The sequence below is a fragment of the Pantoea sp. SJZ147 genome, assembly GCF_007828605.1.
GTDB lineage: Bacteria > Pseudomonadota > Gammaproteobacteria > Enterobacterales > Enterobacteriaceae > Pantoea > Pantoea allii.
This window is the reverse complement of the sequence record NZ_VIVB01000004.1, coordinates 174,073-185,730: the sequence shown is the minus strand read 5'-3', so window position 1 is coordinate 185,730 and position 11,658 is coordinate 174,073. Positions and strand designations below refer to the sequence as shown.

The window sequence follows — 11,658 nt, the reverse complement described above, 5'->3', positions numbered from 1 at the left end:
ATCATGCAGGCCGCCTTGCGGCCTGCATGCTATTTGCGCGGATACAGCTCGTCACGCGAATAAGGTTCTTTGTCTCCCGCTTTGCGTGTTTTAAGCAGCTTTAATATCCAGGTATATTGTTCCGGATGAGGGCGCACAAACACTTCCACTTCTTCATTCATCCGGCGAGCCAACTGACGGTCATCGGCTTCCACTAAATCGTCCATCGGCGGACGGACATAAATGTCCAGCTTGTGGCTTTCGGCATTATAAACCGGGAACATCGGTATAACCCGCGCACGGCAGACTTTCATCAACCGGCCAACGGCAGGCAACGTGGCTTTATAGGTCGCAAAGAAATCCACAAACTCACTATGTTCAGGGCCATGATCCTGATCGGGCAAATAATAGCCCCAGTATCCCTGACGGATCGAGCTGATAAAGGGTTTGATGCCGTTTTCGCGCGCATGCATACGTCCACCAAAGCGGCGTCGGGCGCGGTTCCAGACATAATCCAACAGCGGGTCGCTCTGGTGATGGAACATCGCAGCAATGCTTTGCCCTTCTGACGCCAGCAGCATGGCGGGAATATCGATGGCCCAACCATGCGGCACCAGGAAAATCACGTTTTCCTTTTCGGCGAGCATCTGATCGATAATTTCACGACCGTGCCACTCAACGCGCTTTCGCACCTGAGCCGGATCGCGCATGCCCAGTTCCGCCATCATTGCCATGGCCTGTGGCGCAGTCGCAAACATCTGATCCACGATCGCTTCACGCTGAGATTCACTGAGTTCAGGCAGGCAATAGTAGAGATTAATCAGCGCACGGCGACGCGCCCCTTTCGCCAGCTTTCCGGCAAATTTACCCAGCCGCCCCAGAAGCGGATCGCGCATTTTTGCCGGTACTAACGCAATGCCAGCCAGCGCACCAATGCCCAGCCAACTGCCCCAGTATTTTGGTTTTAAAAAAGAACGTTCAAAAACGGGAATAAATTCACTGTTATTTTTTTTACGGGTTTCCATGCACTCGCCTCAATCAATGACGGGCTAATGATAGTGGCGACGAGTAAATTTGCAATCATCCTGCGCCAGAGATAAAAAAAGTCGACGGCAATACCGTCGACTTTATCAAAAACTTACTTCAGTCCCAACTGGGGTAGCCAGCCTTTCACCTGAGCAAGATACTGTGTTCGTTCTTTACCCGCCAGCCCTTCCATACGCGGCAGCTTGGCCGTTAAGGGGTTCACAGCCTGGTTATTAATCCAGATCTCGAAATGCAGGTGTGGACCGGTTGAACGACCGGTGTTACCAGAGATCGCAATACGATCGCCACGCTTCACTTTTTGCCCCGGTTTCACCAGCACTTTTTTGAGGTGCATATAGCGCGTCATATACTGACGCCCGTGCCGAATGGCAACATAGTTACCGGCTGCGCCGCCATTTTTGGCCACCACGACTTCACCATCGCCAACCGCCAGAACAGGGGTACCGATCGGTAAGGCGAAATCGACGCCTTTATGAGGCGCAATGCGTCCCGTTACCGGATTAAGGCGACGGGGATTAAAATTAGACGACACGCGGTACTGCTTGACGGTCGGGAAGCGCATAAAGCCACGAGCCAGGCCTGCGCCACTGCGGTCATAGAACTTACCGTCATCCGCACGGAAGGCGTAGTAATCTTTACCCCCACTGCGTAAACGCACACCCAGCAGTTGGCTTTGAGCGCTCTTGCCGTCCATCATTTCACGCGACATCAGCACGCTAAACTTATCGCCTGCACGCAGCTTACGAAAGTCCATTTGCCACTGCATCGCTTTGATGACGCTGCTGGCTTCACCACTGGTCAGGCCGGCACGGCGGGCACTGGCGGCAAAGCTGCCGTGTACCTCACCCTGCATCACGCTATTGCGCCACTCGCCCTGCTGCATCTGCGACTGCATTTTAAAGCCACCGTTATCGGTGCGCTCATAGGTGCGGGTTTCCCGACGCGAAATTTCCCAGGTAAAGGTGTTCAGTGCGCCGTCGTCGTTTAACGTCCAGCTAAGCTGCTGACCGACCTGTAAATTACGCAGATCACGATCGCTGGAGGCCAGGGCGTTAATATCGCCCATGTCGATACCGTACTGATTCAATGCACTACTGAGCGTGTCACCAGAAGAAACCGTGTATTCATGCGTACCAGCGCTGTCTGCGACATCCTGATCGACATCATCCGCAGGAAGCTCTTCATCCGGTTCAGGGGTGCTTTGATCGATGGGTTCACTGGCTTCAGGAAGCAGTGTCCGAAATTCGTTTTTGTCCAGTTCGATGGTTTTGACGATGGGGGTCACATCGTTACTGGGATGGTAGACGTAAGGCCGCCAGACTGCGACGGCCAAAGTGACAACGGTTAACGATCCCAGCATAACGCGGTGGGGGCGCGGCAAATTATTAAATGCGAGGGCGACAGAGCGGGCTATCTGCTGCACGTTGAACTATTCCTCTATGCTCCTTTCAGGCAGGTCTCATACTGGCTCGACAACTGTGAGAGGAATTTCACATAGCTGTCTTTTCCTAAGCTGATGTCTGTGCCCAGTGGATCGAGCGTGCCTTTTCGCACCTGGGTTCCACGGGCAACAGCATCGATGACCGCCGGCCTGAATTGTGGCTCAGCAAAGACGCAAACGGCCTTTTTCTCAACCAACTGTGTTCGAATTTGATGTAAGCGCTGTGCTCCAGGCTGAATTTCTGGGTTAACGGTAAAATGCCCTGTGGGCGAGAGACCGTAGTGTTTTTCAAAGTACGTGTAAGCGTCGTGAAAAACGAAATACCCTTTATCTTTAACCAGAGCAAGCTGTGAGATAATGCGCTTATCTGTGTTCGCTAATTCTGCCTCAAAGTGCTGCAGGTTGGCGTCAAGTTTGGCTTTATCCTGCGGCATAAGTTCCAATAATTTGCCATGGATTGCAACCGCGGTTTTTTTCGCTATCTCTGGTGACATCCACAAGTGCATATTAAACTCACCATGATGATGGTGATGCTCTGCATCGTGATCGTGCTCAGTATCGTCGTGGTCATGATGATCATCGTCTTCACCACCGCGGAGCAGCATCGGTTTTACGCCGGAAATTTGCACTATCTCAAGATTCTTTTTCTCGGGCAGTGCTGCGGCTGACTTGGTCATGAAAGCTTCCATTTCAGGACCAACCCAAACAACTAACTCCGCGTTTTGTAAGCGTTTTACGTCAGAGGGACGCAAGGCATAATCGTGTTCGGATGCCCCATCAGGCAGCAAAACGTCCACGGGCGTCACGCCATCAGCAATGGCCGAGGCGATAAACCCCACGGGCTTAATTGAGGCCACGATAGTGGCATGCGCGGGTAAGACAGCAGAGGTCGCAAAAGCCATCGCAGTCAGGGTAAAAAATACCCCTTTTTTATTATGTAACATAATGCGTCATTCCTTCGTCATCAACAGATTGGATGTGATATTATAACATTCGAAATTCTGTGCAACCTGTAAATCTTATGCCATCACTTGTCACACTTGAGAACGTATCCATTAGTTTTGATCATCGCCCGGTGTTATCTGGCGTGAGTTTAGAACTTCATCCTGGTAAAATTTTAACGCTGCTGGGTCCTAACGGCGCGGGTAAATCGACGCTGGTTCGGGTGGTACTTGGCCTGCTTGCGCCCACGTCCGGTCAGGTTCGCCGAAGTGCGGACTTGCGTATCGGTTACGTGCCACAGAAACTGCATATCGATCCTACGCTGCCGGTGACGGTCGAGCGGTTTATGCGTTTGTCACGCGGCGCCCGTAATCAGGATATTTTGCCGGCCCTGAAGCGCGTTCAGGCCGGACACCTGCTGAAATCACCGTTGCAGAAACTGTCGGGCGGCGAAACCCAGCGCGTGTTACTGGCCCGCGCCCTGCTCAGTCAGCCTCAGTTGCTGGTGCTGGATGAACCGACTCAGGGCGTGGATGTTAACGGGCAAGTCGCGCTTTACGATCTGATCAATCAGCTGCGTCATGAACTGAATTGTGCCGTGCTGATGGTTTCCCATGATTTGCATTTAGTCATGGCAAAAACGGATGAAGTGCTCTGTCTTAACCATCATATTTGCTGTTCAGGTACGCCTGAAGCGGTGTCACAGCATCCCGAGTTTATCGCGATGTTTGGACCGCGTGGCGCGCAGGAACTGGCTATCTATCGTCATCATCATAATCACCGTCACGATCTTCAGGGACGTATCGTATTACGCAAAGGACCGGGTCCATCATGATTGAATTACTGCTTCCGGGCTGGCTGGGCGGCGTGATGCTGGCGCTGGCGGCCGGTCCACTGGGCTCGTTTGTCGTCTGGCGCAAGATGTCCTATTTCGGCGATACGCTGGCGCATGCCTCACTGCTCGGTGTCGCCTTTGGTTTACTGCTCAACGTCAATCCCTATTACGCCGTGATCATGGTGACGGTCTGTCTGGCGTTGGGTTTGGTCTGGCTGGAACGCCGCCCACATCTGGCGATTGATACGCTGCTGGGGATTATGGCACACAGTGCACTCTCACTTGGGCTGGTCGTGGTGAGCCTGATGTCGAATGTCCGGGTGGATTTGATGGCCTATCTGTTTGGTGATTTGCTGGCGGTAACGCCCAGCGATCTGTGGGCGATGGCGGCTGGCGTGCTGTTCGTCCTGGCCGTGATGGCCTGGCAGTGGCGCGCACTGTTGTCGATGACCATCAGCCCGGAGCTGGCTCAGGTTGACGGCGTCAATATTCAACGCACCCGACTGATGCTGATGCTGGTAACCGCATTGACCATTGGTGTGGCGATGAAATTTGTTGGCGCACTGATCATCACATCGCTGCTGATTATTCCGGCCGCCACTGCCCGGCGCTTTGCCCGTTCACCTGAAATGATGGCGGCGGTCGCCGTACTGATTGGGATCATAGCGGTAACCGGTGGATTAACCTTCTCGGCATTTTATGACACGCCTGCCGGCCCTTCAGTGGTGCTATGCGCAGCCATACTTTTTATGCTCAGCATGGTGCGCAAACCGGCGCTGTAATCACGCGTCTTTGGTGATACCAAAGTGGCGATAGGCATGCTGCGTGGCCATCCGGCCGCGCGGTGTGCGCTGAATAAAGCCCTGTTGAATCAAGAATGGCTCGATGACATCTTCGATCGTTTCCCGCTCTTCACCAATTGCCGCCGCCAGGTTGTCCAGCCCCACCGGGCCGCCGGTGAATTTATCAATAATGGCCAGCAACAGTTTACGATCCATATAGTCGAAGCCTTCACTGTCCACATTCAACATATTGAGTGCTGTTACCGACACCTCGCCGCTCAGAAGACCATTTGCACGCACCTCCGCAAAATCGCGTACCCGACGCAGCAGGCGATTGGCGATACGTGGCGTGCCCCGTGAGCGGCGGGCAATTTCCAGCGCGGCTTCTTCGCTCAACGCCAGGCCAAGGCAGGCGGCACTCCGGCCTACGATATGCTGGAGATCTTTTACCTGATAAAACTCCAGACGCTGTACGATGCCGAAGCGATCGCGCAAGGGCGAGGTCAGCGAGCCTGCCCGCGTCGTGGCACCGATCAGGGTAAAGGGCGGCAGATCCAGTTTGATTGAGCGCGCTGCCGGGCCTTCGCCAATCATAATATCCAGTTGGTAATCTTCCATGGCCGGATAAAGGACCTCTTCCACCACCGGCGAAAGGCGATGGATCTCATCAATAAACAACACATCGTGAGGTTCGAGGTTGGTCAGCATCGCCGCCAGATCGCCCGCTTTCTCCAGCACCGGGCCAGAGGTTGTGCGCAGATTAACGCCCATCTCGTTTGCCACAATATTGGCCAGTGTGGTTTTACCCAATCCGGGCGGACCAAAAATCAGCAAATGATCCAGCGCATCGCCGCGCAGTTGCGCAGCCTTGATGAAAATTTCCATCTGCTCGCGCACCTGAGGCTGGCCCACATATTCGGTCAGCATTTTCGGACGAATAGCGCGGTCGAGGCCCTCTTCTTCGTTAATGCTGACAGCGGAGATCAGGCGATCGGCTTCAATCATGAATTACCTCAAATAGCAGCGCGGAGCGCTTCACGGATCAACGTTTCGCAATCCGCATCAGGGCGGCCAACTTTGCTGATCATACGGCTCGCTTCCTGCGGTTTATAACCCAGTGAAACCAGCGCTGCAACCGCTTCCGCTTCTGCGTCGTTGGTCTCCGGCTCCGGGCCAGGCGTGGTAAGCGTAAAGGCCGAATCCCCGCCGAACAGATCGCCATGCATGCCTTTAAAGCGATCTTTCATTTCCACCACCAGACGTTCAGCGGTTTTCTTGCCCACGCCCGGCAGTTTAACCAGCGCGGCGATCTCTTCTTTTTCCACTGCCGTGACAAACTGCTGTGCCGACATGCCCGACAGAATCGCCAGCGCCAGCTTAGGGCCAACGCCGTTCACTTTAATTAACTCGCGGAACAGCGCGCGTTCCTGCTTGCTGTTAAACCCAAACAGCAGTTGCGCATCTTCACGTACCACAAATTGGGTGAAGATCACCGCTTCGTGATTAAGATCAGGCAGCTCATAAAAACAGGTCATTGGCATATGTACTTCATAGCCGACGCCATGCGCCTCAAGCAGCACCAGCGGCGGCTGCTTTTCCAGAATAATGCCCCGTAAACGACCAATCACCTGATGCCTTCCTTATCCAAAGTATGTGGCGGAATTTATACCATAAAAAAGGCTGGATGAATATCCAGCCTGATAGCGATTACGCTGCGGTTGCTGTTAACTCTGGCGCAATCTGCCACGGCTCAGCACCAGCTTGCTGTCACTCATGCGCGCCGCGTTTTGTGCAACGTGGCAGTGCGTGATGGCGATTGCCAGTGCATCGGCGGCATCGGCCTGCGGATTCGCCGCCAGTTTCAGCAGGGATTTGACCATATGTTGAACCTGGCTTTTTTCCGCACCACCTGTGCCCACCACCGTTTGCTTCACCTGACGCGCCGCATATTCGAATACCGGCAAATCATGGTTAACCGCCGCCACGATAGCTGCACCTCGCGCCTGCCCCAGCTTCAGGGCAGAATCCGCATTCTTCGCCATAAAAACCTGTTCTATCGCGAAAAAATCCGGGGAAAACTGCGTAATGATTTCGCAGACCCCGGCATAGATCAGCTTGAGACGTGCTGGTAATTCCGTTGTGTTGGTACGAATACAGCCGCTGCCCAGATAAGTGAGCTGGCGACCGGTCTGACGAATCACCCCATAACCGGTAACGCGTGAGCCGGGGTCAATCCCCAAAATAATCGACATAACGCGTCTCCAGCCTGAGCGTGCGGCAGTACAGCATTAAAGCGTTTCCGCCACCTCGTCGGAGATTTCACCGTTATGGTAAACCTCCTGCACGTCATCACAGTCTTCCAGCATATCGATAAGACGCAGCAGTTTGGGGGCCGTTTCCGCATCCATTTCCGCTTTGGTTGACGGGATCATCGCCACTTCGGCCGTGTCGGCTTTCAGGCCAGCCGCTTCCAGCGCATCACGCACTGCACCCATCTCTTCCCACGCGGTAAACACGTCGATGGCACCGTCATCGTAACTGACCACATCTTCTGCGCCCGCTTCCAGCGCCGCTTCCATGACCGCATCTTCGTCATGTCCCGGTGCGTAGGAGATCACGCCTTTTTTGCTGAACAGATAGGCCACGGAGCCGTCGGTGCCCAGGTTGCCGCCGGTTTTGGTGAAGGCATGACGCACTTCACCAACGGTGCGGTTGCGGTTGTCACTCAGGCACTCAATCATCACGGCTGACCCGCCTGGACCGTAACCTTCATAAATGATGGTTTCCATATTGGAATCATCTTCACCGCCCACGCCGCGTGCAATCGCCCGGTTCATGGTGTCACGCGTCATGTTGTTGGACAGCGCTTTATCCATCGCCGCACGCAGACGCGGATTCGAGCCAGGATCGCCGCCGCCCAGTTTGGCCGCCGTGACCAGCTCACGAATGATTTTGGTGAAGATTTTACCGCGCTTGGCGTCCTGAGCCGCCTTGCGGTGCTTGGTATTCGCCCATTTACTGTGTCCAGCCATCTTACTTTCTCTCCAATCTTTTATTTCGCCCGAGCTATCTGACGTGCGACCCCGACTCCCGCCAGTGCTCACCCAGGTTGCAGACAACCTGAACGCCCGGAAAAGGCGGCCCCGAAGGGGCGAGCATCACCCGTCATCCTCACGTACCCAAGTACGCGTCGGTTGCGGTACGCTGGCGGTAACCGGCCTCGCTGCGCCGATTATGCTCGACTGTTCAATGCGTTGGTGACGTTGTGTGAAAACTTACCCGCTTCATAAAACTTAATGCATTCGCCGCGCAAATAACGCGTTGCGGCAAGCATTCAAATAAATTCTTCAATCGCCTGACGATTACTCCAGGACTTAGTGAGAGCCGCGGCAGCAGCAGGCTCAAGCCAGCACGCGGCAAGATGCTCAGTGAGCAGCAGGTCGCGCTCAGTCGGTAAGGTCAACCTGAACCAGTGCTCACGATTGTGCGTGGTGCCGGGCGCGTAACGATGCCGATAGTGCGGGAAAATCTCAAAGTCGATTTCACGCTGACAGTCTTCTATTGTTAGCTGCTCGGCCTGCACATCAATGCCTAATTCCTCACCCACTTCGCGCTCAGCGGCCTGAAGCGGCACTTCATCCGCTTCAAGGCTGCCGGTGACCGATTGCCAAAAGTCCGGGTCGTCACGGCGCTGCAGCATTAACACCCGGCCACTGTCCTGCGCAACAATCACCACTAACACAGAAACCGGATGTTTATACGGCATTACTTATTCTCAAGCTTATCTTTCTTCACCACCTGAATGCCTAATTCAAGCAGTGAGGCCGGATTGGCTTCGCTTGGCGCTTCAGTCATCATACAGGCCGCTGCCGTGGTTTTCGGGAAGGCGATAACGTCACGAATATTATCGGTACCGGTTAACAGCATGGTCAGACGATCCAGACCAAAGGCCAGGCCAGCATGCGGCGGCGTGCCGTACTTCAGTGCATCCAGCAGGAAGCCAAACTTCTCACGCTGTTCATGCTCTTCTATGCCCAGAATGCTAAACACCGTCTGCTGCATTTTACCGTTATGGATACGCACAGAACCGCCGCCCACTTCATAGCCGTTGATCACCATGTCGTAAGCATTCGCTACGGCCTGGGTAGGATCGGCCGCCAGCTGTTCCGCACTCATCGCTTTCGGTGCGGTAAACGGGTGGTGCATTGCGGCCAGACCACCTTCGTCATCTTCTTCAAACATCGGGAAGTCGATAACCCACAGCGGTGCCCAGGCTTTCTCATCGGTGATCTGCAGGTCGCGGCCCACTTTCAGACGCAGTGCGCCTAACGCATCCGCCACTACTTTGGCACGATCGGCACCGAAGAAGAGGATATCGCCATCCTGAGCGCCGGTGCGGCTGAGAACGGTTTCGACGATCTCAGCGTTAAGGAATTTCGCCACCGGACTCTGCACGCCGTCCAGACCGTTCGCGCGTTCATTTACCTTCATCCATGCCAGACCTTTGGCACCGTAGATCTCGACAAACTTGCCGTATTCATCAATCTGTTTACGGCTCAGCTGCGCACCGCCGGGTACGCGCAGCGCGGCAACACGGCCTTTCTCGTCGTTAGCCGGGCCGGAGAACACCTGGAATTCCACCGTTTTCAGCAGATCGCCAACATCCACCAGTTCCATCGGGTTACGCAGGTCTGGTTTGTCAGACCCGTAGCGATGCATGGCTTCGGCAAAGGTCATCTGCGGAAACTCACCGAGATCCACGCCCTTCACGCTCTGCCAGAGTTCGCGGATCATGCGTTCCATAATCTCACGCACCTGCGGCGCGGTCAGGAAGGAGGTTTCCACGTCGATTTGCGTAAATTCAGGCTGGCGGTCAGCGCGTAAATCTTCATCACGGAAGCATTTGACGATCTGATAATAGCGGTCAAAACCCGACATCATCAGCAACTGCTTAAACAGCTGCGGTGACTGAGGCAGTGCGTAGAACTTCCCTTTGTGCACGCGGCTCGGCACCAGGTAATCACGCGCGCCTTCCGGCGTGGCCTTCGTCAGCATCGGCGTTTCAATATCCAGGAAGCCCGCCTCATCCATAAAGCGACGCACAAAGCTGGTGATTTTTGCACGGGTCTTTAAGCGCTCAACCATTTCCGGACGACGCAGATCCAGATAGCGGTACTTCAGACGCGCTTCTTCGCTGTTGTTCTGATTGGAATCGAGCGGGAGCGGTTCGGAACGGTTAATGATATTCAGCGTTTCGGCAAACACTTCGACTTCACCGGTCGCCATATCGGCATTTTTGTTTTTCCCGTCACGCGCACGCACAGTTCCGCTGATCTGGATACAGAATTCGTTACGCAGTTCAGAAGCCAGCTTGAATGCATCCTGACGATCGGGATCAAAAAATACCTGCACAATACCTTCACGGTCGCGCATATCGATAAAAATCAGGCTTCCCAGATCGCGACGGCGGTTGACCCAGCCGCAAAGCGTGACTTGCTGACCTACATGAGACAGATTGAGCTGTCCACAATACTCTGTACGCATAACACTATCCTTTTAACTTCGCCGCTGCAGCTGACAGCACCGGGCCGCGTAACCTGATGAGGTGCTGTCGTAAAAAAGGCCGCTATTATAATGGAAAAAGGCAAACAGGATAAGTGGAGCCACGTTAAAGCGCGGCATTTCCTGTTCGCTTTTCACCGGTTTGCGTCAATATACTGCCTTACAGGATAATTACTATCACACTCAACGGCGGGAGTCAGGCGTGACACTTCGTATTGGTTTGCCACAATGGCATCATGCGCACTGGAAGCGATGGGGCATCGAAACCCTGGCTGACTATGCGCGTTATTTCGGCACGGTGGAGGGCAATACCACGCTGTATGCGCTGCCGGATACCGAAACGGTCCTGCGCTGGCGGGATATGACACATGACCAGTTTCGTTTCTGTTTTAAGTTTCCCAGCAGCATTAGCCATCAGGCAGCTCTGCAAAATACTGACGATTTAGTCACCGACTTTTTTCGCCTGATGACACCGCTCGCCGATCGCATTGGTCAGTACTGGTTACAGCTGCCTGCCAGCTTTTCGCCCGCTCAGTTGAACGATCTCTGGCGCTTTCTGGACAGCTTACCGGCGCATTTTTCCTATGGCGTAGAAGTGCGTCATGCCGCGTTTTTTGCCAAAGGTGAGGCAGAACGCGCCCTGAACCGCGGTCTGCTGCAGCGTGGCGTGAATCGCGTCGTACTGGACAGCCGCCCGGTCCATAGCTCCACCTCGCAAAGTCCGGCAGCGCTTCACGCCCGTCAGCAAAAGCCTCGCGTTCCGCCGCACGCGCTGTTGACCGGTTCGCGGCCCATGATTCGCTTTGTCGGCAGCGACAATCTGGAAGAAAGCCTGCCACTGTTTCACATCTGGCTGACAAAGCTGGCGGAATGGCACACCCAGAGTGAACCGCTGGTGTTTATTCACACGCCGGATATGGGACAGGTTTTTCCGCTGGTGCAGGCTTTATGGCCTGAACTCCAAAAAATTGATGCCAGCATCGGTCCCGGACCTGACTGGCCGCAACAGGATTCGCTATTCTGATAGCAATGGGCAGCCTCGCCCCCTCTGGTGATATCGATAAAAAAGG

At 54.4% G+C, this 11,658-nt stretch carries 12 protein-coding genes; 3 read left to right on the top strand and 9 right to left on the bottom strand.

Annotated elements, in window-relative coordinates; all coding sequences use genetic code 11:
- Positions 1–29: 29 nt before the first annotated feature.
- The 3 genes from lpxM to znuA all read right to left on the bottom strand — a co-directional run bounded on the left by lpxM (position 30) and on the right by znuA (position 3,411).
- Positions 30–1,004, bottom strand: coding sequence for a lauroyl-Kdo(2)-lipid IV(A) myristoyltransferase (gene lpxM, locus FBY13_RS07965; RefSeq protein ID WP_096011155.1), 975 nt, complete (start codon positions 1,002–1,004; stop codon positions 30–32).
- Between the two features lie 113 nt (positions 1,005–1,117).
- Entirely contained in the window at positions 1,118–2,449 is a 1,332-nt protein-coding gene (gene mepM, locus FBY13_RS07960) for a murein DD-endopeptidase MepM (RefSeq protein WP_063879893.1), read from the bottom strand.
- A 14-nt stretch (positions 2,450–2,463) separates the two neighbouring features.
- Positions 2,464–3,411: a zinc ABC transporter substrate-binding protein ZnuA gene (gene znuA, locus FBY13_RS07955; RefSeq protein WP_145393898.1), complete on the bottom strand. Its 948-nt coding sequence runs from the start codon at positions 3,409–3,411 to the stop codon at positions 2,464–2,466.
- A 77-nt stretch (positions 3,412–3,488) separates the two neighbouring features.
- On the opposite strand from znuA, the gene znuC reads away from it, so the two are divergent.
- Positions 3,489–4,244: a zinc ABC transporter ATP-binding protein ZnuC gene (gene znuC / locus FBY13_RS07950; protein WP_096011152.1), complete on the top strand. Its 756-nt coding sequence runs from the start codon at positions 3,489–3,491 to the stop codon at positions 4,242–4,244.
- Positions 4,241–5,026 carry a zinc ABC transporter permease subunit ZnuB gene (gene znuB, locus FBY13_RS07945; protein ID WP_063879896.1) on the top strand — a complete coding sequence of 262 codons (786 nt, stop codon included), beginning with the start codon at positions 4,241–4,243 and terminating at the stop codon, positions 5,024–5,026. Before znuC ends, znuB begins: the two co-directional genes overlap by 4 nt.
- On the opposite strand, the gene ruvB is transcribed toward znuB, so the two are convergent.
- The 6 genes from ruvB to aspS form a co-directional block, all read right to left on the bottom strand.
- Entirely contained in the window at positions 5,027–6,031 is a 1,005-nt protein-coding gene (ruvB, locus tag FBY13_RS07940; RefSeq protein WP_063879897.1) for a Holliday junction branch migration DNA helicase RuvB, read from the bottom strand.
- 8 nt (positions 6,032–6,039) lie between these two features.
- A complete protein-coding gene (gene ruvA / locus FBY13_RS07935) occupies positions 6,040–6,654 on the bottom strand; it encodes a Holliday junction branch migration protein RuvA (protein WP_063879898.1) in 615 nt (204 codons plus the stop codon).
- 96 nt (positions 6,655–6,750) lie between these two features.
- Positions 6,751–7,278: a crossover junction endodeoxyribonuclease RuvC gene (gene ruvC, locus FBY13_RS07930; protein ID WP_063879899.1), complete on the bottom strand. Its 528-nt coding sequence runs from the start codon at positions 7,276–7,278 to the stop codon at positions 6,751–6,753.
- A 36-nt stretch (positions 7,279–7,314) separates the two neighbouring features.
- A complete protein-coding gene (locus FBY13_RS07925; protein WP_063879900.1) occupies positions 7,315–8,058 on the bottom strand; it encodes a YebC/PmpR family DNA-binding transcriptional regulator in 744 nt (247 codons plus the stop codon).
- Positions 8,059–8,360: 302 nt separating this feature from the next.
- On the bottom strand, positions 8,361–8,792 hold the full coding sequence (gene nudB, locus FBY13_RS07920; protein ID WP_063879901.1) for a dihydroneopterin triphosphate diphosphatase: 432 nt from the start codon (positions 8,790–8,792) through the stop codon (positions 8,361–8,363).
- Positions 8,792–10,570, bottom strand: coding sequence for an aspartate--tRNA ligase (gene aspS / locus FBY13_RS07915; protein ID WP_096011151.1), 1,779 nt, complete (start codon positions 10,568–10,570; stop codon positions 8,792–8,794). Before aspS ends, nudB begins: the two co-directional genes overlap by 1 nt.
- 220 nt (positions 10,571–10,790) lie before the next feature.
- Here aspS and FBY13_RS07910 point away from each other — a divergent pair, with 220 nt between their 5' ends.
- Positions 10,791–11,612 carry a DUF72 domain-containing protein gene (locus FBY13_RS07910; RefSeq protein WP_063879903.1) on the top strand — a complete coding sequence of 274 codons (822 nt, stop codon included), beginning with the start codon at positions 10,791–10,793 and terminating at the stop codon, positions 11,610–11,612.
- The last annotated feature ends 46 nt before the right edge of the window (positions 11,613–11,658 follow it).